The organism is Aeromicrobium sp. Leaf289 (assembly GCF_001423335.1).
In the GTDB taxonomy this organism is placed as follows: Bacteria; Actinomycetota; Actinomycetes; order Propionibacteriales; family Nocardioidaceae; genus Aeromicrobium.
Map to the genome: position 1 here is coordinate 63,069 of NZ_LMNK01000007.1, position 22,026 is coordinate 85,094.

20 protein-coding genes are annotated in these 22,026 nt (G+C 71.4%); 10 read left to right on the top strand and 10 right to left on the bottom strand.

Features of this window, described 5'->3' with window-relative positions:
- The first annotated feature begins 13 nt into the window (after positions 1-13).
- From ASF37_RS16570 to ASF37_RS16610, 9 genes are all read left to right on the top strand, one after another.
- The gene (locus tag ASF37_RS16570) at positions 14-1,177 is read left to right on the top strand and encodes an amidohydrolase (protein ID WP_055969282.1); all 1,164 of its coding nucleotides are present in this window, start codon (positions 14-16) and stop codon (positions 1,175-1,177) included.
- A gap of 92 nt (positions 1,178-1,269) precedes the next feature.
- Positions 1,270-2,358 carry a BMP family protein gene (locus ASF37_RS16575; RefSeq protein ID WP_235499165.1) on the top strand — a complete coding sequence of 363 codons (1,089 nt, stop codon included), beginning with the start codon at positions 1,270-1,272 and terminating at the stop codon, positions 2,356-2,358.
- A gap of 131 nt (positions 2,359-2,489) precedes the next feature.
- On the top strand, positions 2,490-4,055 hold the full coding sequence (locus ASF37_RS16580) for an ABC transporter ATP-binding protein (protein WP_055969276.1): 1,566 nt from the start codon (positions 2,490-2,492) through the stop codon (positions 4,053-4,055).
- Positions 4,052-5,170, top strand: a complete 1,119-nt coding sequence (locus ASF37_RS16585; protein WP_055969272.1) for an ABC transporter permease — start codon at positions 4,052-4,054, stop codon at positions 5,168-5,170. Before ASF37_RS16580 ends, ASF37_RS16585 begins: the two co-directional genes overlap by 4 nt.
- Positions 5,167-6,429 (top strand): ABC transporter permease, encoded by a 1,263-nt coding sequence (locus tag ASF37_RS16590; protein WP_056581746.1) that lies wholly within the window; start codon positions 5,167-5,169, stop codon positions 6,427-6,429. Before ASF37_RS16585 ends, ASF37_RS16590 begins: the two co-directional genes overlap by 4 nt.
- Complete coding sequence (locus ASF37_RS17005) at positions 6,429-6,902, top strand: cytidine deaminase (protein WP_156364670.1); 474 nt, start codon at positions 6,429-6,431, stop codon at positions 6,900-6,902. The genes ASF37_RS16590 and ASF37_RS17005 overlap by 1 nt, the downstream gene beginning before the upstream one ends.
- On the top strand, positions 6,899-8,092 hold the full coding sequence (locus ASF37_RS16600; RefSeq protein WP_235492866.1) for a cytochrome P450: 1,194 nt from the start codon (positions 6,899-6,901) through the stop codon (positions 8,090-8,092). The genes ASF37_RS17005 and ASF37_RS16600 overlap by 4 nt, the downstream gene beginning before the upstream one ends.
- On the top strand, positions 8,089-9,408 hold the full coding sequence (locus ASF37_RS16605) for a thymidine phosphorylase (protein WP_056581748.1): 1,320 nt from the start codon (positions 8,089-8,091) through the stop codon (positions 9,406-9,408). The genes ASF37_RS16600 and ASF37_RS16605 overlap by 4 nt, the downstream gene beginning before the upstream one ends.
- 10 nt (positions 9,409-9,418) lie before the next feature.
- A complete protein-coding gene (locus ASF37_RS16610) occupies positions 9,419-9,883 on the top strand; it encodes a MaoC family dehydratase (protein WP_056574602.1) in 465 nt (154 codons plus the stop codon).
- Between the two features lie 636 nt (positions 9,884-10,519).
- Here ASF37_RS16610 and ASF37_RS16615 read toward each other — a convergent pair.
- The 9 genes from ASF37_RS16615 to ASF37_RS16655 form a co-directional block, all read right to left on the bottom strand.
- Positions 10,520-11,407, bottom strand: a complete 888-nt coding sequence (locus tag ASF37_RS16615) for an aldehyde dehydrogenase family protein (protein WP_056574599.1) — start codon at positions 11,405-11,407, stop codon at positions 10,520-10,522.
- Positions 11,407-12,861 carry an aldehyde dehydrogenase family protein gene (locus ASF37_RS16620; RefSeq protein WP_055969258.1) on the bottom strand — a complete coding sequence of 485 codons (1,455 nt, stop codon included), beginning with the start codon at positions 12,859-12,861 and terminating at the stop codon, positions 11,407-11,409. The genes ASF37_RS16615 and ASF37_RS16620 overlap by 1 nt, the downstream gene beginning before the upstream one ends.
- A gap of 49 nt (positions 12,862-12,910) precedes the next feature.
- Positions 12,911-13,903, bottom strand: coding sequence for a deoxyribose-phosphate aldolase (gene deoC / locus ASF37_RS16625; RefSeq protein WP_056574594.1), 993 nt, complete (start codon positions 13,901-13,903; stop codon positions 12,911-12,913).
- Positions 13,904-14,009: 106 nt separating this feature from the next.
- Positions 14,010-14,996 carry a substrate-binding domain-containing protein gene (locus tag ASF37_RS16630; protein ID WP_055969251.1) on the bottom strand — a complete coding sequence of 329 codons (987 nt, stop codon included), beginning with the start codon at positions 14,994-14,996 and terminating at the stop codon, positions 14,010-14,012.
- Positions 14,993-16,024: an ABC transporter permease gene (locus ASF37_RS16635; RefSeq protein ID WP_200931253.1), complete on the bottom strand. Its 1,032-nt coding sequence runs from the start codon at positions 16,022-16,024 to the stop codon at positions 14,993-14,995. Before ASF37_RS16635 ends, ASF37_RS16630 begins: the two co-directional genes overlap by 4 nt.
- Positions 16,021-17,511, bottom strand: coding sequence for a sugar ABC transporter ATP-binding protein (locus ASF37_RS16640; protein ID WP_082495548.1), 1,491 nt, complete (start codon positions 17,509-17,511; stop codon positions 16,021-16,023). The genes ASF37_RS16635 and ASF37_RS16640 overlap by 4 nt, the downstream gene beginning before the upstream one ends.
- An 8-nt stretch (positions 17,512-17,519) precedes the next feature.
- Positions 17,520-17,924, bottom strand: coding sequence for a D-ribose pyranase (gene rbsD, locus ASF37_RS16645; RefSeq protein ID WP_056581750.1), 405 nt, complete (start codon positions 17,922-17,924; stop codon positions 17,520-17,522).
- Entirely contained in the window at positions 17,924-18,883 is a 960-nt protein-coding gene (locus tag ASF37_RS16650) for a ribokinase (RefSeq protein ID WP_056574588.1), read from the bottom strand. The genes rbsD and ASF37_RS16650 overlap by 1 nt, the downstream gene beginning before the upstream one ends.
- The gene (locus ASF37_RS16655) at positions 18,880-19,893 is read right to left on the bottom strand and encodes a LacI family DNA-binding transcriptional regulator (RefSeq protein WP_056581752.1); all 1,014 of its coding nucleotides are present in this window, start codon (positions 19,891-19,893) and stop codon (positions 18,880-18,882) included. The genes ASF37_RS16650 and ASF37_RS16655 overlap by 4 nt, the downstream gene beginning before the upstream one ends.
- 149 nt (positions 19,894-20,042) lie before the next feature.
- Between ASF37_RS16655 and ASF37_RS16660 the strand changes: the two genes are divergently transcribed.
- Positions 20,043-21,122 carry an adenosine deaminase gene (locus ASF37_RS16660; RefSeq protein WP_055969240.1) on the top strand — a complete coding sequence of 360 codons (1,080 nt, stop codon included), beginning with the start codon at positions 20,043-20,045 and terminating at the stop codon, positions 21,120-21,122.
- 189 nt (positions 21,123-21,311) lie between these two features.
- On the opposite strand, the gene ASF37_RS16665 is transcribed toward ASF37_RS16660, so the two are convergent.
- Positions 21,312-21,881 (bottom strand): hypothetical protein, encoded by a 570-nt coding sequence (locus tag ASF37_RS16665; protein ID WP_056581754.1) that lies wholly within the window; start codon positions 21,879-21,881, stop codon positions 21,312-21,314.
- Positions 21,882-22,026 lie beyond the last annotated feature (145 nt).

Below are 22,026 nucleotides of genomic sequence, written 5' to 3' on the forward strand. Positions count from 1 at the left end.
ATACCCTGGAGGAATGTCCATCGACGCCGTCTCCCGCTCGATCGAGGTCGTGACGCCCGATCTCATCGAGCTGCGGCGTGACCTGCACGCGAGCCCCGAGCTGTCCTGGCACGAGGAGCGCACCACCGACGTGGTCGCCGCGTGGATGGACAAGCTGGGCGTCTCCTACGAGCGCTTCGAGGGCACCGGGCTCGTGGCCGAGATCGGACCCGAGGAGGGGCCGATCGTGGCCCTGCGGGCCGACCTCGACGCCCTCCCGATCGACGACACCACCTCCGACCCGTGGCGCTCGACGTCGCCCGGCGTCGCCCACGCCTGCGGCCACGACGTCCACGTGTCGGCGCTCGTGGGGGCCGCCGTGGCGCTGCAGGAGCTGCACGTGGCCGGCGGCCTGCCGCGCCGGGTCCGCCTGGTCTTCCAGCCCGCGGAGGAGGTCATGCCCGGCGGTGCGCTGCGCCTGCTCTCGGCCGGTGTCCTGCGCGGGGTCTCGCGCATCGTGGCACTGCACTGCGACCCGTCGCTCGACGTCGGCCAGGTGGGCCTGCGCGAGGGACCGATCACGGGAGCGTCGGACCGCATCCAGGTCACGCTCTCCGGTCGCGGCGGGCACACGTCGCGACCGCACCTCACCGAGGACCTCACCTACGCGCTCGCGAGCCTCGTGACGCAGCTGCCGGCCGTGCTGTCGCGCCGCTTCGACCCTCGCTCGGGCGCCAGCCTGGTGTGGGGGTCGGTGCGAGCCGGCAACGCCGCCAACGTGATCCCCTCCACCGGCGAGCTCAGCGGCACGCTGCGCATGCTCGACTCCGCGGCCTGGCACCAGGCCGAGCACCTGGTGCGTGGGCTCATCGCCGACATCATCGAGCCGTTCGGCGTGAGCGCCGACGTCACCTACGTGCGCGGCGTCCCGCCCGTGGTCAACGACTTCGGGGTCACCGAGCTGCTCCGCCGCGCGGTCTCCGACGCCATCGGGCCCGCCGCGGTGGCCACCACCACGCAGAGCCTCGGCGGCGAGGACTTCGCGTGGTACGTCGAGGCGGTCCCCGGAGCGATGGGTCGACTCGGCACACGCACGCCCGACGGGCCCACCTACGACCTGCACCAGGGGAACTTCCGGCCCGACGAGCGCGCCATCGCCGTGGGCGCCAAGGTGCTCGCCTGCTCCGCCCTGCTCTAGCGGCGCTCCCGAAGGTGACGAATCGGTTACGGCCCGTCGCAATCGGGCGCAGGACCTCCCGAAGGACCCCCGGGCGCGGCTAGGGTGCAGGCGTGCCGGGCTCTCCGGCGATGTCTCAAGGAGGAACTTTGCGTCGACTCACCAAGGTCACCGCCGTCGCCGGCGTGGCCGCACTCGTGCTCGCCGGTGCGGGCTGCGCGAACAACAGCTCGAGCAACGACGACGACACCGCTTCCGGTGACGACTGCGTCGAGAAGGTCGACACGAAGGTCGGCATGGCCTTCGACGTCGGTGGACGTGGCGACCAGTCGTTCAACGACTCCGCCGCCAAGGGCCTCGACAAGGCCGAGTGCGAGCTGGGCTTCGAGGTCCAGACCGCCGAGGCGCAGGACGGCGAGCCCGAGTCCGCCCGTGAGGGTCGCCTCCAGCAGCTCGTCGACGCCGACTACAACCCGGTCATCGCCGTGGGCTTCGCCTACTCGCAGGCCGTCGGCAAGGTCGCAAAGGCCAACCCCGACGTCGACTTCGCGATCATCGACGACGGTGTCGAGGGCGAGAACGTCGCCAACCTCCTCTTCGCCGAGGAGCAGGGCTCCTTCCTCGTGGGCGCCGCTGCCGCGCTCAAGTCCGAGTCCGGCAACATCGGCTTCGTCGGTGGTGTCGAGACGCCGCTGATCAAGAAGTTCGAGGTCGGCTACGAGGCCGGCGCGAAGGCCGTGAACCCCGACATCGAGATCCAGGCCCGCTACCTCACGCAGCCGCCGGACTTCAGCGGCTTCGGTGACCCGGCCAAGGGCAAGACGGCCGCCGAGGGCATGTACGACAAGGGTGCCGACGTGGTCTACCACGCTGCCGGCGGTTCCGGTGGCGGTGTGTTCGAGGCCGCCTCGGCCGCCGACGCCAAGGCCATCGGCGTCGACTCCGACCAGGCGCTGACGGCCGACGAGTCCGTCCGCGACGTGATCCTGACGTCGATGCTGAAGAACATCGACGTCGCCGTGTTCGCGTACCTGAAGGGTGTCGCCGACGGCGCCGCTCCCACGGGCCCGACGGTCTACGACCTCAAGGTCGACGGTGTGGGCTACTCCACCACCGGCGGTCAGGTCGACGACATCGCCGACAAGCTCGACGAGTACAAGCAGCAGATCGTGGACGGCGAGATCACCGTCCCGAGCGAGTGAACGGACGTCCAGGGACCTCGCATCCTTGACGCGGTCCGGCCCTGCGCGCGAGCGTGGGGCCGGGCCGTTGCCTGTGTGACCTGCTCCATCCCTCCGGCCCCGCGGCCGGACCCGCCTCTGAGGAGTGCTGCGTGACCACGTCCGTCCCCGACGAGACCACCGACCTCGATCCCGGGGCGGGCGACGTCGTCGTCCGGCTGCGCGGCATCGGCAAGACGTTCCCCGGTGTCATCGCCAACCACGACATCGACATCGACGTGCGACGGGGGACCGTGCACGCGATCGTCGGCGAGAACGGTGCCGGCAAGTCGACGCTCATGAAGATCCTCTACGGCGTCCAGAAACCGGACTCCGGGACGATCGAGGTGCACGGCAAGCCGGTCGAGCTCTCGTCCCCGTCCGACGCGATCGCCGCCGGCGTGGGCATGGTGTTCCAGCACTTCATGCTCGCCGACAACTTCACCGTGCTCGAGAACGTCGTGCTGGGCGCGGAGAAGCTGCACGGCATCGGCGACGCCGCACGCGCGGAGATCCGGCGCATCTCCGAGGCCTACGGGCTCGACGTCGACCCCGACGCCCTCGTGGAGGACCTCGGCGTCGGTGCACGCCAGCGCATCGAGATCCTCAAGGTGCTGTACCGCGGCGCCTCCGTGATCATCCTCGACGAGCCGACCGCCGTCCTCGTGCCGCAGGAGGTCGACGAGCTGTTCGAGAACCTGCGCGAGCTCAAGGCGGAGGGCCTCGCGGTCATCTTCATCTCCCACAAGCTCGACGAGGTGCTGTCGGTCGCCGACACGGTCACCGTCGTCCGTCGGGGCACCACCGTCGAGACGCGTCCGGCCGCCGGCGTCACGTCGCGTCAGCTGGCCGAGCTCATGGTCGGCTCGGAGCTGCCGAGCCCCAGCACCGAGACGTCCACCGTGACCGACCAGCCGGTCCTGGAGGTCCGCGACCTCGGACTTCCCGCGCCGGCGGGGTCGGGTAGGCCGCTCCTGGCCGACATCGACCTGACGATCCACCGCGGCGAGATCCTCGGCATCGCAGGCGTGGAGGGCAACGGCCAGGCCGAGCTGGTCGAGGCCGTCATGGGCATGCGTCCGGGTGCCACCGGCAGCATCGCGCTCAACGGCGACGACCTGGCCGGCCGGTCCACGCGGCTGCGCCGCGAGGCCGGCATCGGCTACATCCCCGAGGACCGGCACCGGCACGGGCTCCTGCTCGACGCCCCGCTGTGGGAGAACCGGGTGCTCGGCCACCAGACGCGCGAGCCCAACGTCAAGGGTCCGTTCATCGACCGCGCCGGTGCCCGTCAGGACACCCAGCGCATCGTCGACGCCTACGACGTCCGCACCCCTGGCATCGACACGCTGGCCCGCGCCCTGTCCGGCGGCAACCAGCAGAAGCTCATCATCGGTCGCGAGATGACGGGCGAGCCGAGCCTGCTCGTCGCCTCGCACCCCACCCGCGGCGTCGACGTCGGCGCCCAGGCGGCGATCTGGGACCACATCAAGCAGGCACGGCGCGACGGTCTGGCGGTGCTGCTGATCTCGGCCGACCTCGACGAGCTGATCGGCCTCTCGGACACCATCCGGGTGATCCTGCGCGGTCGCCTGGTCGGCACGTTCGACCCCGCCACCGTCACCCCCCAGCAGCTGGGCTCGGCCATGACCGGTGCCGACGAAGGAGGTCCGGCATGACCGACCAGCGACTCAAGCGCATCGCCCTCGCGGCGGCCGCGCCCGTCCTCGCCCTCGTGGCGGCGTTCCTCATCACGAGCCTGGTGCTCGTCGTGGCCGGCGACTCCGTCGGTGGTGTGTGGGGCCAGATCCTCAGCGTGCCCGAGGCACGCGGGCTCACCAACATCGTCAACGCGGCCACGGTCTACTACCTGTCGGGCGTGGCGGTGGCCATCGGCTTCCGGATGAACCTGTTCAACATCGGCGTCGACGGCCAGTACCGCGTGGCGTCGTTCGCCGCCGCGGTCGTGGCCGGCGAGGCGTGGCTGCCCGGCTGGCTCAACACGGCCGCCGCGATCCTCGCCGCGATGCTGGTGGGTGCGGCCTGGGCCGGCATCGCCGGGCTCCTGCGCGTCACGCGCGGCGTCTCGGAGGTGATCTCCACGATCATGCTCAACGCGATCGCGACCGCCCTCGTGGCCTTCATGCTGCGCAAGGCGGCCGTGAGCGACCCGGGCTCCAACATCGTGGCCACCAAGGAGATCCCGGAGGGCAGCCGGATCCCCGGCTTCACGCTCTTCCCGGGGGCGCCGAACCAGGTCTACGGGTTCGTGTTCCTCGCGATCCTCGTGGGTGTCGCGTACTGGCTCGTCATCAACAAGACCCGGTTCGGCTTCGACCTGCGGGCCACCGGCCTCTCCGAGAGCGCCGCGGTGGCCTCCGGCATCGACGTCAAGAAGATGGTCCTCGTCTCGATGCTGCTGTCCGGTGCGGCGGCGGGCCTCGTGGGTCTGCCGATCCTGTTCGGCGAGGCCTTCGCGTACGGCTCGACCTTCCAGTCGGGCCTCGGCTTCGCGGGCATCGCGATCGCGCTGCTGGGTCGCAACCACCCGATCGGCATCGCGCTCGGCGCACTGCTGTTCGCCTTCCTGGACGAGCAGTCCAACCCGCTGCAGATCCTGCTCGACGTCTCGCCCGACATCGTCAAGATCACGCAGGGGACGATCGTGCTGACCGTCGTCATCGCCTACGAGGTGGTGCGTCGCTACGGTGTGCGCCTCGAGCAGCGTCAGGTGGCCGCGACCCTCGACGACGACAGACCGACCGGCCCCACGACGGAAGGAGTGAGTCGATGAGCATCGCGACTCCACCGGTCGGCGGCGCGCCGACGGCTCCCGCGACGCGGTCGCGGATCACGTTCCCGGTGGTGCTGCTCGGCATCGCGGGTCTGCTGCTGCTGTTCTCCGCGCTGCGGGTGATCACCGGAGCCGACGACCTCAACTCCTCGGGCACGCTGCGCGCGACCCTCGTGGCAGCGGTGCCGATCGGTCTGGCCGGCCTGGGCGGCCTGTGGGCCGAGCGCGCGGGCGTGGTGAACATCGGCCTCGAGGGCATGATGATCCTCGGCACCTTCGGCGCCGGCTACTACGGCTACTTCGTGGGTCCCTGGTGGGGCGTGCTGGGTGCCATCGGCTTCGGCGCCCTGGGCGGGCTGCTGCACGCCGTGGCCACCGTCATCTTCGGCGTCGACCACATCGTCTCCGGCGTCGCGATCAACATCATCGCGCTCGGCGCCGTGCAGTACCTCGCGGTGCTCGCGTTCACGGGCGTGCCCGGCGGTGGTCAGACGCAGTCGCCGCGCATCGACGACCTGCCGAGCATCACCATCAGTGCGCTCGCCGACCCGCTCGGCGACCTCGAGGCCAAGAACTGGTTCCTCCTGTCCGACCTGGCCGCGCTCCTGCGTGCCCTCGTGTCGAACCTCAACGTGCTCACGCTCATCGCGCTCGCCCTGTTCGTGCTCACCTGGTACCTGCTGTGGCGGACCCGGTTCGGCCTGCGGCTGCGCTCGGTGGGCGAGAGCCCGGCGGCGGCGGAGTCGCTCGGCGTGAACGTCATCCGCTACAAGTTCGTCGCCGTGGTCACCTCCGGTGCGTTCGCGGGTCTGGCGGGCGGGTTCCTGGCGCTCGTGGCGGCCAACGGCTTCCGCGACGGACAGACCGGCGGTCGCGGCTACATCGGCCTGGCCGCCATGATCTTCGGCAACTGGCGTCCAGGCGGCCTGCTGGCCGGCGCCGGCCTGTTCGGCTACACCGACACGCTGCGCCTGCGCGGCGGTGGCGACACGATCCACGGGCTGCTGCTGCTCGTCGCCGTCGGCCTCGTGGCGCTGGCCATCTGGCAGTGGCGCCAGCACGGACGTCGGTCGTCCCTCGTGGCGGCGCTCCTGGGCGTCGTCGTGGCCGGCTGGTACTTCCTGACCGGCTCGGTCCCGGAGGACCTCACCGGCATGACGCCGTACCTCACCACGCTGCTCGTGCTGGCGCTGTTCTCCCAACGCCTGCGCATGCCGGCCGCGGACGGCAAGCCGTACCGCAAGGGGAGTGCGGGCTAGTGGCCGAATCGTTCGGTCTCGGCATCAGCACCGCCGACGACCCCGTCGACTGGGGCGCCCTCACGAGGTACGCCACCGAGGTCATGCAGCGCGCCTACGCCCCGTACTCGCACTACAAGGTCGGTGTGGCCGGCCTGGTCGACGACGGCCGGGTGGTGCTCGGCTGCAACGTCGAGAACGCGGCCTACGGCGTGGCCCTGTGCGCCGAGTGCGGCATGGTCTCCGCGCTGCACGCCACGGGCGGTGGCCGTCTGGTCGCGGTCGCGTGCGTGGACGGCGAGGGCCGTCCGCTCATGCCGTGCGGCCGGTGCCGTCAGCTCCTGTGGGAGAACGGAGGTCCGGCCATGCAGCTGCTCACCGCCTCGGGCGTGCGGACCATGGACGAGGTCCTGCCCGATGCGTTCGGTGCTGATGATCTCGCCTCCGGCGAGGGGGCCGACGACCGCGCTCCCGGTCAGGGGGGCGAGGAGTGACGGTCGTCCCCGACCTCACCAGCCCCGACCTGCTCGACGACCCGTACCCGTTGCTGGCCCGGTGGCGCGCCGCCGGGCCGATGCTGCGGTCGGAGCGGGAGGGTCGATGGGTGGCCACCACCCACGCGGCGGTGAGCGCCGTGCTGCGCAACCGCAGCCTCGGTCGGCTCTGGACGGACTGGGAGCCCTCCGAGCAGATGGAGCCGTTCAACACGCTGCATCGCAACCAGCTCATGGAGAACGAGCCCCCGGAGCACACCCGCATGCGTCGGCTGCTGGCCGGTGCGTTCTCCCGCGGCCACGTGGAGCGGATGGGCCCGCGCATCGAGGTGCTCGCCGACGAGATGCTCGACGACCTCGCCGACGACCTCCGTGCGGGTCGGCCCGTCGACCTGCTGGCGCGCTACGCCGAGCCCATGCCGGTGTTCGTCATCGCCGACCTGCTCGGTGTGCCGCGTGAGGACCACGAGCGGCTGCGCGACTGGTCCCAGGCCATCGTGCACATGTACGAGCAGGGTGTCGGCGACGACGTCCGCGCCGCGGCCGTGACGGCCAGCAGCGAGTTCGCCGCCTACGTGCGTGAGGTCGTCGAGCTGCGCCGCCGGGAGCCGGGCGACGACCTCGTCAGCGACCTGGTCAGGGAGCGGCAGGACGGGAAGGGCTTCAGCGACGACGAGCTCGTGGCGACCGTGGTCCTCCTGCTCAACGCCGGCCACGAGGCGTCGGTCAACGTGTTCGGCAACGGCATGCACGCGCTGCTGTCGCACCGCGACCAGCTGGCCCGGGTCACCGGGGGTGAGGTCAGCGTGGCCACCGCGCTCGAGGAGCTCATCCGCTACGACGCCCCTCTGCAGATGTTCGAGCGGACGGCCACCACCGACGTCGAGGTCGCGGGCGTGACCGTCCGTGCGGGTGAGACGGTGGCCTGCCTCATGGGCTCGGCCAACCGCGACGCCGACGTGTTCGAGCGGGCCGACGACTTCGACGTCGCGCGCGACCCCAACCCCCACGTCGGCTTCGGCATGGGCCTGCACTTCTGCCTGGGCGCGCCGCTCGCGCGCGTCGAGCTCGAGATCACCGTCCGACGGCTCCTCGAGCGGTTCCCCACGATCGCGCTCACCGGCGTCGCCCCGCGGCGGCCCACCTGGGTGCTGCGCGGCTACGAGTCCCTCGAGGTGACCCTGACATGAGCCAGACCCCGCCCCCCTCCGGCACCGAGCGCTTCGACGCCCCTGCGGTCATCGCGGCCAAGCGCGACCGGCACGCCCTCACCGACGAGCAGATCGACTGGGTGGTCGACGCCTACACCCGCGGGGTGGTGGCACCGGAGCAGATGTCGGCCCTGGCCATGGCGATCCTGCTGAACGGCATGGACCGGCGCGAGATCGCCCGATGGACGAACGCCATGATCGCCAGCGGCGAGCGGATGGACTTCTCGTCCCTCAGCCGTCCGACCGCGGACAAGCACTCCACGGGCGGTGTGGGGGACAAGATCACCCTCCCGCTCGCCCCGCTCGTCGCGGCGTGCGGCGTGGCCGTGCCGCAGCTCTCGGGCCGCGGGCTCGGGCACACCGGCGGCACGCTCGACAAGCTCGAGTCGATCCCCGGATGGCGCGCCGCGCTCAGCAACGAGGAGATGCTCGCGCAGCTGGAGGACGTCGGCGCCGTCATCTGCGCGGCCGGCACGGGCCTGGCGCCCGCGGACAAGAAGCTCTACGCCCTGCGCGACGTGACCGGCACCGTCGAGGCGATCCCGCTCATCGCCAGCTCGATCATGAGCAAGAAGATCGCCGAGGGCACCGGCGCGCTCGTGCTCGACGTGAAGGTCGGGTCGGGCGCGTTCATGAAGACCGAGGAGAACGCGCGCGAGCTGGCCGAGACGATGGTGGCGCTGGGCACCGACGCAGGCGTGACCACCGTGGCGCTGCTGACCGACATGTCCACCCCGCTCGGCCTCACCGCGGGCAACGCGCTCGAGGTCCGCGAGTCGGTCGAGGTCCTCGCCGGGGGCGGGCCTTCCGACGTCGTGGACCTCACGCTCGCCCTGGCCCGCGAGATGCTGGCGGCGGCCGGACGCACCGACGTCGACCCGGCCGACGCCCTGGCCGACGGTCGCGCGATGGACGCCTGGCGGCGCATGATCTCCGCCCAGGGTGGCGACCCCGACGCTCCGCTGCCCACGGCCCGCGAGACGCACGTGGTGACAGCCGAGTCCGACGGCGTCCTCACGACCCTGGACGCGTTCGGCGTCGGCGTCTCGGCGTGGCGTCTCGGCGCGGGTCGGACCCGTCCGGGGGAGGACGTGCAGGCCGGTGCCGGCATCGAGCTGCACGCCAAGCCGGGCGACGAGGTTGGTGCCGGTGCGCCCCTGATGACCCTGCACACCGACACGCCCGAACGCTTCGAGCGCGCGCTCGAGGCGCTCGAGGGCGCGGTGCGGGTCGAGGCCACCGCGTCGGGCGTCGGCGGCGCGTCCGCGGATGTGGTCATCGACCGGATTGGTTAGGGTCGACTGCATGCGTGTGCTCAACGACCGTCACGAGGTCGCCGGGTCCGTGGGTGACGAGCTGGGCGTGAGCGAGTGGGTCCAGATCTCCCAGGAGCGGATCGACCTCTTCGCCGACGCGACCGGCGACCGTCAGTGGATCCACGTCGATCCCGAGCGGGCGGCCGAGGGACCGTTCGGCACCACGATCGCCCACGGCTACCTGACGTTGTCGCTGCTGCCCTTCCTGGGCGCCCAGGTCTACGCCTTCGCCGGCGACGTCGCGCGGGTGAACTACGGCCTCAACAAGGTGCGGTTCATGACGCCGGTGGTCGTCGGCTCGAAGCTGCGCAACCGCGTGACGGTGCTGGACGTCCAGGACGTCGAGCGCGGCCAGCAGGTGACCCTGCGTCACCAGATCGAGATCAAGGGCAAGGACAAGCCGGCGTGCGTCGCCGAGACCGTCACCGTCCTCATCGAGGCCAACGGCGCCTGAGCGGTCGTCCGCACGGGGGCCGTGGGGCTGCTGCTGCGTCGCTTCGGTTGAGCATTCGCTCGGTGTTGCGCTGACTCGGTCTGAGCTTCGCTCGGTGTTGTGCTGACTCGTCTGGGCCTTCGATCGGTGCTGCGCTGGCTCGGCTGGGCCTTCGCTCGGTGCTGCGTCGCCGTGGCTGCGACTGGACCTGCTCTCCGAAAGGGCCTCGACCGGCGGATGGGTCCGGGCTCGGGCGAGCTCTCGGAGCGTGGCTCGGGGGACGCAAGATTCTGCGTTGGTGCGTGAGGGGTCGAAGGATGCTGCGATTGATACGGGATTCCGTCTTGAACGCAGCATCGTTGGGGTTTCTGCACGCGAAGGCAGAATCTTGCGTAGATCACGCACAGAAGGAGAATCGTGGCCGCGCCCCGCAGACCCAGCCGGGCCGAGACCCACCGCTCCGGTCGAGGCCCTCTCGGAGACCAACCCCACTCGGGCTCACAGCGACGCAGCCGCAGGAGAGGACCCAGCCGGACGGCGCAGCAGCAGGCAAAGGCCCGCCCGAGACCGCGCAGCCGCGGGCCGGGACTCAGCCGGACGTGTGCAGCCGCAGGTCAGGCTGGGCCGAGGAGGCGCAACCGGAGGACGCGACGAACCTCAGTACGCCGACCCACCCGCCAGCGACACGGCGCCCACGGGGTGCCAGACGGTCTTGATCTCCAGGAACGCGCGCAGGCGGGCGGTGCCGGGGGCGGCGGTGAAGTCGGGCTCGCGGCGGGGGGAGTAGACCCGCTTCACGGTTCCCGACGCCGACCGCTCCAGCTCCACACGGTCGTCGGCCGTCATGCCGGTGAGGTCGAGACCGTTGACGTCGGCGTGGCTCGCGAGCCAGGGCATCATCTCGGCGGCCCGGCCGGTGAGCACGTTCACGACGCCGGCGGGCACGTCGCTCGTGGCGAGGACCTCGGCGAAGGTGACGGCGACCGTCGGGTCGGCCTCGGACGCCACGACCACGACGCTGTTGCCGCCGGCGAGCACGGGCAGCACGGCGGCCACGAGGGGCAGCAGGGCCGACGTCGGCGACGCCGCGATGGCCACGACGCCGGTGGGCTCGGGTGCGGAGTAGCTGAAGTACGGGCCCGACACCGCGTTTGCGCCACCGAAGACGGCGGGCAGCTTGTCGGTCCAGCCGGCGAAGTGCACGACGCGGTCGATCGACGCGTCGACCTCGGCGCGCGCCTGCGCGGCGGTCGCGCCACGGCTCTGCACGATGAGGTCGACGAGCTCGGCCCGGCGGGCCTCGAGCATCTCGGCCACGCGGTACAGCACCTGGCCGCGGTTGTAGGGCGTGGCGCCGGCCCACTTCGAGAACCCAGACCGGGCGGCGACGACGGCGTTGCGGGCGTCCTTGCGGGAGGCGAGGGCGGCGTTGGCCATGAGCGACCCCTTCTGGTCGTGCACCTGGTAGGTACGGCCGGACTCCGAGCGCGGGAACGCGCCACCGATGTACAGCTTGTAGGTCTTGGCGACGGACAGTCGTGCCATCAGAGTGCTCCCTCGTCGTCGGTGTCGAGGTAGGCCGCCATGCCGGCGGTGCCGCCCTCGCGTCCGAAGCCGGACTCGCCGTAGCCGCCGAACGAGGCGGTGGGGTCGAACTTGTTGAACGTGTTGTCCCAGACGACGCCGGCCTTCAGGCCTGCCGCCATGCCCATGGCGCGCGAGCCCTTCTCGGTCCAGACGCCGGCCGACAGGCCGTACGGCGTGTTGTTGGCCTTCGCGAGCGCCTCCTCGGGCGTGCGGAAGGTCAGCGTCGTGAGCACCGGGCCGAAGATCTCCTCACGGGCCACGCGCATCGACGCGGTGGCGTCGGTGAACACCGTGGGGGCCACGAACCAGCCCTTCTCCGGGAGCGCGCAGCTGCTCGTCCACACCGTGGCGCCCTCGTCGGCGCCGACCTGGGTGAGGTCCGTGATCTTGTCGTACTGCATCTGGGAGTTCACGGCGCCCACGTCGGTGTTCTTGTCGAGCGGGTCACCGACGCGCAGCGTCTCGATGCGCTTCTTGAGCTTCTCGACGACCTCGTCGGCCACGGACTCCTGCACGAGCAGGCGTGAGCCGGCGCAGCAGACCTGGCCCTGGTTGAAGAAGATGCCCGACACGATGCCGTCGACGGCCTGGTCCACGGCGGCGTCGGCGAACACGATGTTCGCGCCCTTGCCGCCGAGCTCGAGGGTGAGCTTCTTGCCGGTGCCGGCCAGCTCGGACTGGATGCGCTTGCCGACGGGCGTGGAGCCCGTGAACGCGACCTTGTCGACGCCGGGGTGGTTGACGATGGCGCTGCCCACGTCGCCGGCACCGGGGACGATGTTGACGACGCCGGGCGGCAGCTCGGCGTCCGCGAGGATCTCGGCGAGGATGAGTGCCGTGACGGGCGTCGTCTCGGCCGGCTTGAGCACGACGGTGTTGCCGGCGGCCAGCGCAGGGGCGATCTTCCACGCGGCCATGAGCAGCGGGAAGTTCCACGGGATGACCTGGCCGGCCACGCCGAGCGGGCGCGGGGCGGGACCGAGCCCGAGGTGACCGAGCTTGTCGGCCCAGCCGGCGTGGTGGAAGAAGTGCTGGGCGGCGGTCGGGACGTCGAAGTCGCGGGTCTCGCGGATCGGCTTGCCGTTGTCGAGCGACTCGGCCACGGCCAGCTCGCGCGCACGCTCGGCGATGGCGCGGGCGATGCGGAACAGGTACTTGCCGCGCTCGGCCCCGCCCATGCGCGACCAGGGGCCGTCGTAGGCCTTGCGGGCTGCGGCCACCGCGCGGTCGACGTCGGCCGCCGTCGCCGTGCTGACGGTGGTCAGCGGCTCGCGGGTGGCGGGGTTGAGCGACGTCAGGTCGTCGCCGCCGCCGTCGACGAACTCGCCGGCGACGAACATCTGGTACCGCGGCTTGATCGCGGCGATCGCCGCCGACTCCGGGGCCGGGGCGTAGGTCAGGTCGAGATCCATGGGGCTGCTCATCTCTTCGGGTGGTGCTGGGCGGCGGACGGACGCATGGTCAGTCGACGCTCACGTAGCGGGGGCCGCTGTAGTGGCCGTTGGTCTGGGTGCGGCGCTGCATCAGCAGGTCGTTGACGACGCCGGAGGCGCCGAAGCGGAACCAGTGCGGGTCGAGCCACTGCGGGCCGGCGACCTCGTGGACGGCGACGAGGTAGGCGATCGCGTCCTTGGTGGTGCGGATGCCGCCCGCGGGCTTGACGGCGCGCTGGGCGCCGGTGAGGTCGTGCAGGTCGCGCACGGCCTGCAGCATCACGTGGGTGACGGGCAGGGTGGCGGCGGGGGAGATCTTGCCCGTCGAGGTCTTGATGAAGTCGCCACCGGCCATCAGGGCCAGCCACGACGCACGACGCACGTTGTCGTAGGTGGCGAGCTCGCCGGTCTCGAGGATCACCTTGAGCCGCGCCGAGCCGGCGGCCTCCTTCACCCGGGCGATCTGGTCGAACACCAGGCCGTAGTCGCCGGCGAGGAACGCACCACGGTCGATGACCATGTCGATCTCGTCGGCGCCGGCCTCGACGGCCAGGCGGGTGTCGGCGAGCTTGACCTCGATCGACGAACGCCCCGCCGGGAACGCCGTGGCCACCGACGCGACCTTGACGCCGGTGCCGGCGACCGCCTCGGCCGCGACGGCGACCATGTCGGGGTACACGCACACGGCCGCGGTCGACGGCGTGCCCTCGACCTCGCGGTCGGGGTTCACGGCCTTGCGGCACAGGGCCCGGACCTTGCCCGGGGTGTCCGCGCCCTCGAGCGTGGTCAGGTCGACCATCGAGATGGCGAGGTCGATCAGGGCCCGCTTGGTGTCCTTCTTGATGGAGCGCGTGGCCAGCTGGGCGGCCCGCGCCTCGACGCCGACGGGGTCGACGGCGGGCAGGCCGTCCAGGAACGTGCGCAGCGCCGCGGTGTCGGTGCCGCCGAGCCCGACGGCTGCGCGCAGCGTGCTCGGGGAGTCGGGGGCGGTCGGCGCGTCGGTGGTGGACGTCGGGGTCATGAGGTGTCCTTCCGGACGGTGGTGCGGGTGCGACAGCGGGGGTGCGACAGGGATGGGGCGGTGGTGGTCACCTCGACGTGACCACCACCGCCCGAGGGGCCAGCGGTCAGCCGATGTCCTTGCAGGTGTCGTCGTCGCCCTCGTCGGCGAGGAACGAGCAGAAGTCTGCCACCTGGTCCTTGGTGACCAGACGGCCCTGCAGGACGGTGTCCTTCTCCACGGTCTCACCGTTCGCGACCTTCAGGCTGATGCCGAGCACCTCCTTGCCGAGGACGAACGGCGACTCGGCGTGCGTGGAGTACATGGTGCCGTCCTCGATCGCCTTGAGGGCGTCACCGATGCCGTCGTTGCCGACGACCTTGACCTTGCCCGCGAGGCTGCGCGCCTTGAGGGCGGCGACGACGCCGAGCGCCATCTCGTCGTTCGCGGCGTAGACGCCGTCGATGTCGGAGTTGCCCTGGAGCACGTTGGTCATGACGTCGAGCGCCTTGCCGCGGTCGAAGTCGGCCGACTGCTTGGCCACGACCTCGATGTCGGGGTAGGCCTTGATGCCCTCGTTGAAGCCCTTGCTGCGGTCCTGGGCGACGTTGGTGCCCAGGATGCCCTGGATCTCCACGACCTTGCCCTTCTCGCCGATGGACTCCGCGAGGGACTTCGCGGCCTCCTTGCCGGCCTGCACGGCGTCGTAGCCGATGAAGCTCTCCAGCTCGCCGCTGTCGGGTGCGCGGTCGAAGGCCACGACGGGCACCTCGGCCTTGTTGGCCGCCTCGGTCATCGTGCCGCCGGACTCGCTGCCCACCGGGTCGATGATCAGCACGGACGGCTTCTTGGTGAGCGCCGTGGTGGTGGCGTTCAGCGCGGTCTGGTCGCTGTTGTTGGCGTTCTGGACGTCGAGGTCGACACCGGAGTCCTTCGCGGCCTCCTTGGCGCCGTCGACGACGGACACGAAGAACGGGTTGTTGAGCGTGCTGATGACGAGCGTGGCCTTGACCGACTCCTCGCCGGCGGCGTCGCCGCCTCGCCCGCAGGCTCCGAGCGACGTCGTCAGCGCGAGCGCCGCGGTGAGGGCGGCAGTCTTCTTCCAGGTGTTCACGGGGTTCCTCCAGTGGTGGTGGGTGAGGCGGTGTCCGCGTCGGCGCCCGAGCCAGGCCGTCGGGGACGGACCAGACGCGTGAGCGCCCGGACACGATCGGAGTTGCGATCCAGGAAGATCGCGAGCAGGATGACGAGACCCTTGACGACGCCCTGCAGGAACGGGGAGACGTCGAGCAGGTTGAGGCCGTTGTCGATGACGCCCAGCAGGAGGGCGCCGATGAGCGTGCCGACGAGGGCTCCGCGTCCGCCGGCCAGGCTCGTCCCGCCGATGATGACGGCGGCGATGGCGGCGAGCTCGAGCCCGCTGCCGGCCGTGGGCTGGGCGGTTCCGAGCCGCGCGGCCAGGATGAACCCGGCCGTCGAGGCGAGCAGGCCGCTGATGACGAACGCGAGGATCTTGACGCGGTGCACCTCGATGCCGGCCAGGCGCGCCGCGTCCTCGTTGTCGCCGACGGCATAGACGTGGCGGCCGTAGCGCGAGCGGGAGAGCAGGAGCCCGAAGACGAGGAACGCGGCGAGCATGATCCACACCGGGTTCGGCACGCCGAGGATGCTCGACTGGCCGATTGCGAGGAACGCGTCGTTGTTGATGGAGACGGGGTTGCCCTGGCTCAGCTGCAGGGTGAGGCCCGCGAGCACCGACATCATCGCGAGGGTGGCGATGAACGACGGCATCCTCAGCTTGGTGACGAGCAGGCCGTTCACGAGGCCCGCCGCGGCGCCGACGGCCCAGCCGGCCAGCAGCCCGACCACGAGTGGCTGGTCCTGCAGGGTGAAGGCGGTGACGATGCTCGAGATGCCGAGCACGGCGCCGACCGAGAGGTCGATCTCGGCGAGGATGATCACGTAGGTCTGGCCGGCGGCGAGCAGGGCCGTGACCGACGCGGCCAGCAGCACGTTCAGCAGGTTGTCGCCGGTGAGGAACAACGGGGTGGCGATGAACAGGATGAGGCCGACGAACAGCAGCATCCAGACCGCCCGCAGCTCTCGGTTCAGGGACGTGAGCCCCGCGGTGATCGTCTTCATGCTGCACTCTCCAATGCGTGCTCGAGCAGCTTCTGCTGGGTGAGGTCGTCGTCGGTGAGCTCGGCCACCACGTGGCCCTGTCGCATCACCAGGAGCCGGTCGGACATGGCGACCAGCTCGGGGAGGTCGGACGAGACGAGCACGACGGCGACTCCGGCCGCGGCCTGCTCGTTGATGATCCGGTAGATCTCGGCCTTGGCGCCGACGTCGACGCCGCGGGTGGGCTCCTCCATCATCAGCACCTTCGGGTGGGTCAGGACCCAGCCGCCGAACAGTGCCTTCTGCTGGTTCCCGCCCGACAGGCTGCCCACGGGAGCCGCCGGCGAGGCGGTGCGGATCGACAGCTGCTCGATGATGCGCGAGGTCTCGGCGCGCTCGCGGCCGCGGTTCACGTAGGGGCCGGTCGTGTAGCGCGAGAGGCTCGCCATCGAGATGTTGTCGGAGACCGACTGCTGCAGGCACAGGCCCTCGGCCTGACGGTCCGGCGGCACGTAGCCGATCCCGGCGTCGATGGCGGTCTGGGGCGCGGACGGCCGGTAGGCGGCCGAGCCGACGCTCACGGTCTCGGCGTCGGCCGGCACGAGGCCGAACAGGGCCCGCAGCACGCTGCCCTTGCCGCAGCCGAACACGCCGCCGATGCCGAGCACCTCGCCGGCCCGCACGTCGAAGGAGACGTCGGAGAAGTCCGGCCCCGCGAGGTTGCGCACGCTCAGCACGACCTCGTCGCGGGTGTGCGTCTCCTTGGGGTAGAAGTCGTCGATGGTGCGGCCGACCATGGCGGTCACGACGTCGTGCTCGGTGAGCTCGGCGGTGGCCGACTCCAGCGCCACGGCACCGTTGCGGAGCACGACCACGCGCTGCGACAGCCGGAAGACCTCCTCGAGGCGGTGGCTGATGTAGACGATCGCCACCCCGGAGGCGCGCAGCCGCTCGATCTGGGCGAAGAGCAGCTCGGACTCGTGCTCGTCGAGCGCGGCCGTCGGCTCGTCCAGGATCAGCAGACGGGCGTCGTGCCCGGCCGTCTTGGCCATCTCGAGCATCTGCATCTGGGCGACGGACAGCCGGTCGACGGTCGTGCTCGGGTCCACGTCGAGGCCGATGAGGTCGAGCAGCTCGCGTGCCTTCGCGGCCATCTTCCGCTTGTTGACGAACAGGCGGCCGAACTCGGCCTGCTCGTCGAGCGTGAACAGGTTCTCGGCCACGGTCAGGTGCGGGAAGATGTTCTGCCGGAACTCCTGGTAGATCACCTGGATGCCGTGGGCCATCGCGTCCTGCGGCCCGCCGAAGGAGACCTCCTCGCCGTCGACCACGATGCGGCCGGCGTCGGGACGGTAGGCGCCCGAGACGATGCGGGTGAGCGTGGACTTGCCGGCGCCGTTCTCGCCGACGAGGGCCAGCACCTCACCGCCCTCGACGGTCAGGTCGATGCCGCGCAGCACCTCGGTCTCGCCGAAGCTCTTGTGGATGTCGTGCAGCTGGATGCGCATGGCCGGCCTCAGTACGCCACGCCGGCGTGCAGGATGACGTTGGCGTAGGGGGTGAACTCCCCGGAGCGCACGGCGGCGCGGGCCTCGTGGCTGCGGGCCTTGAGCTCCACGTGCGGCACCAGCGTGATCGGCACGTCCAGCGCCGCGAACCGCTCCTCGAGCGCGGCCAGCATGTCGGGGCTGTGGTCGCGGATCTCCTCGGAGATCGTGGCGCCCTCCACGACCATCTCGTCGAGGACCGTGTCGAGCACGTCGAGGAAGGTCGGCAGGCCGGGGCGCACGGCGAGGTCGACGCGCTCGACGCCGAGCGGGATCGGCAGGCCGGCGTCGGTGACCACGACGAGGTCGGTGTGGCCGGTCTCGGAGATCACCCGCGAGAGCTGGCCGTTGAGGGTGGCGGAGTTCTTGCGCATCAGTGGGTCAGCTCCCGGGTCGTGGTGGTGTTCGAGGTGAGGAAGGCGTCGACGTCGGCGCCGGCCGGAAGGCTGGGCGAGGCGCCGCGTCGGGTGACCGCGAGCGCTCCGGCGGCCATGGCGCGGGGGAGTGCGGCGTCGAGCGAGAGCCCCGAGGCGAGACCCGCCCCGAGGTAGCCGGCGAACGCGTCGCCGGCTGCGGTCGTGTCGATCGCCTCGACCGCCGTCGCGGGGAAGTGGCGCGCGCCGTCGGCGTCGACGACCACCACGCCCTTGCTCGCGAGCGTGACGACGGCGTGGGCGACCCCGCGCTCGACGAACCAGCGGCCGGCGCGCTCGGCGGAGGCGATGTCGGTGACGGGGATGCCGGTGAGCGTCGTGGCCTCGGTCTCGTTGGGCGTCACCACGTCGAGCTCGGCCCACACGGCGTCGTCGAGCGGCGCAGCCGGAGCCGGGTCGAGCATGGCGATCATCCCGGCGGCGCGGGCGGCTCGGGTGGCGCGGACCATGACGTCGACGGGGGTCTCGAGCTGGGTGAGGAGCACCGAGGCGCGACCGGCAGCGGCCTGCACCCCGGCGTCGACGTCGGCGACGCCGAGATGGGCGTTGGCGAGCGGCACCATGACGATGTCGTTCTCGCCGGAGGCGTCGACGCGGATGTGCGCGACGCCCGTGGGCCCGTCGACGACCCGGACGGCCGACACGTCGACGCCGTAGGACTCCAGACCGCCCCGGGTCAGCTCGGTGAACGCGTCGGTGCCCACGCAGCCGACCATCTGCGTGTCGGCGCCGGCGAGCGCGGCCGCCACGGCCTGGTTGGCGCCCTTGCCGCCGAGGACGAGGGTGAGGTCGTCACCGAGGATCGTCTCGCCGGGACGGGGCAGGCGCTGCGAGAAGGTCGTCACGTCGGCGGTGATGCTGCCGATGACGAGGACGCCGGACGGGGTGGACGGGCTCATGGGGTGGCGACGCTCCTGGGAGGGGTGGAGGTGGAGCCGCGCACGACGAGCTCGACGGGGAGCGTCAGGTGCGCGGTGGGCATCGGCTCGGTGGAGGTGAGCCGTGCGACGAGGAGGCGCGCCGCGGCGGCGCCCTCCTCCACGTCGGGGCGGGACACGACGGTGAGCGGCGGGTCCAGCAGGGTGGCGAGGGGGAGGTCGTCGAAGCCGACGACGGACAGCTCGTCGGGCACGCGGACGCCGAGGTCGCCCAGGGCGACGAGCGCGCCGGCGGTCATGAGGTTGTTGGCGATCACGACGGCGGTCGGGGGAGCGGCGTGCCGCCAGAGCGCCGTCATCTGCTCGCGGCCGCTCTCCTCGCGGAAGTCGCCGTACCGCACGAGCCCGTCCTCGACGGCGATGCCGTGCTCGGCGAGAGCCGCGAGGAACGCCTCGTGGCGCATCCGGCCCGGGGTCGAGTCGAGTCGACCGCTGATCGTGGCGATCCGCGTGTGGCCGAGGTCGACGAGGTGGTCGACGGCCTGCCGGATGCCGGCGGCGTTGTCGACGAGGACGCGGTCGACGTCGGGGCCGGTGGACGTCTCGCGGTCGACGAACACGAGCGGGATGCCGTGCTCGCCGAGCAGGTTCGGGATCTGGTCGTTCTCCGAGAGCGGCGCCATGATGAGGCCGTCGGTCCGCTGCGAGAGCTCGCGCACCAACGCCTCCTCGTGCTCGGCGTCCTCGTCGCTGTTGCCGAGGATGACCTGCAGGCCGTGCGGGCGGACCTCGCGCTCGATGCCCTTGACGAGTCCGGCGAAGAACGGGTTCGCGATGTCGGGGACGATCACGCCGATGGAGTGGTGGCGGCCGGACTTGAGGCTGCGCGCCACCTGGCTCGGTCGGTAGCCCAGCTCGTCGATGGCACGGCGGACGGCCTCCTCGCTGCGGATGCGCTGACCCGCGAGGTAGCGGGTCACCGAGGCGGTGGAGACACCGGCCGCCCGCGCGACGTCCTGGATGTTGGCCATGACCTGTCTTCCGTCGGTGGTTCGTCGAGCTCGGAACCAAACTGTCATCGATAACAGTGTTATCGATGACAGTGACCGTAGTCACAGGATCAGGACGTGTCAAGGGCGTGTTCGCGAGCCCGGTCCGTGGCGCGTGCCACGATGGGTTCGTGACCCTCACTGCCGACCAGATCCGACGCGCGCCCAAGGTGGCGCTGCACGAGCACCTCGACGGGGGCGTCCGCCCCGCCACCGTCGCCGCCATTGCCGAGGAGGTCGGCCACGCGCTCCCCGCACCCGCGGACCAGCTGGGTCTGTGGTTCGCCGACGCGGCCAGCTCGGGCTCGCTGCCGCGCTACCTCGAGACGTTCGAGCACACCGTGGCCGTCATGCAGCGGCCGCAGGACCTGGCCCGTGTGGCCCGCGAGTCCGTCCTCGACCTCGCGGCCGACGGCGTCGTGTACGCCGAGCTGCGCTGGGCGCCCGAGCAGCACCTGCGCGGCGGGATGAGCCTGTCGGAGACCGTCGAGGCCGTCCAGGCCGGCATCGACGAGGGCCGGGCCGAGGCCGCGGCCGAGGGCACGCCGATCGTCGTCGGCCAGCTGCTCACCGCCATGCGGCACGCCCAGCACGGGCTCGAGATCGCCGAGCTGGTCGTCGAGTACCGCGACCGTGGCGTCTGCGGGTTCGACATCGCCGGTGCGGAGGACGGCTTCCCGCCGATCCTGCACCTCGAGGCGTTCGAGTACCTGCGCCGCGAGAACGCACACTTCACCATCCACGCGGGCGAGGCGTTCGGCCTGCCGTCCATCTGGCAGGCCATCCAGCGCTGTGGCGCCGACCGGCTCGGCCACGGCGTCCGGATCATCGACGACATCGACCTCGCGGCCGAGGGCGGCCCGCGGCTGGGCCGGCTGGCGGCCTACATCCGCGACAAGCGCATCCCGCTCGAGATGTGCCCGTCGTCGAACCTGCAGACGTCGGCGGTGCCCGGCATGCGCTCCATCGCCGACCACCCGATCGGCCTGCTCAAGGAGCTCGGCTTCCGAGTGACGGTCAACTGCGACAACCGGCTCATGAGCGGCACGTCGATGAGCCGCGAGATGCAGCTGCTCGTCGACGCGTTCGGCTACGACGCCGACGACCTGCGCTGGTTCACCGTCAACGCCATGAAGAGCGCCTTCCTCCCCTTCGACGAGCGCCTCGCCCTCATCGACGACGTCATCAAGCCGCGCTACGCCGCGCTCTGACCCACCCCCGCCCCCGCCCCCACCGGCGGCCCCGGGCCGTCAGAGGTAGGTCTCGCACCGAACGACGCCGTCGGAGGTAGGTCTCGCACCGAACGACGCCGTCGGAGGTAGGTCTCGCACCTCATCCGGACGCGATGAGGTGCGTCACCTACCTCCGACCTGACGAGGTCGGACGGTCTCGCCGGGTTTTCAGGTGGGAGAGCGGAGCATCCGCCGGGCCTGGCGGGGAGTCATCGGCTCGCAGCCGGCGGCCACGGCCTGCGCGACGACGCGGTCGTCGTCGTTCTTCAGGCGCCAACCACGGCGCACGAGCACCCACGGGCCCTTGCGGCCCTCGCGCAGGTCCCGTGCCAGGCGCAGCGCGAAGGTGACCAGCCGGTGCCGACGCAGGCAGATGGCTGCGTCGAGCAGGCCCGCCTCGCGACAGGCGGACACGACCTGAGGCGCGAACAGGCCCTCGGCGATGAACTGGTCGCCCACCACCAGGTGCTGCGTGCCGGTACGGGCGCTCGAGGCGAGGTCGTAGACGGGCACGTCCGCCTCGCCGCTCGCGCACAGCTCGGCGATGGCACCGACGGCGGCGACGGGGTCCCACGAGCCGGGGTGGTCCCAGTCCGGGATGCCCAGGCTCGACCGCGGCAGGTCGGGGTCGTGGCCCTCGCGGTAGAAGTCGTCGAGGCGCAGCACCGACCACCCCAGCACCTGCCCGAGGTGGGACTTCCCGACACCCGACGGCCCGGCCACGATCACGACGCCCACGAAGGGTGAGCCTACGAGACGCCGGCGCAGGCGCCCACACCGCGACTTCACCCATTCGTCACGTGAGGGGCGTTGACGCCACAGGTGGTCGTCGGGTGGAATCGAGGCACGTTCCAGAGCTGGTCCGGGCGCAGTCGTGCCATCG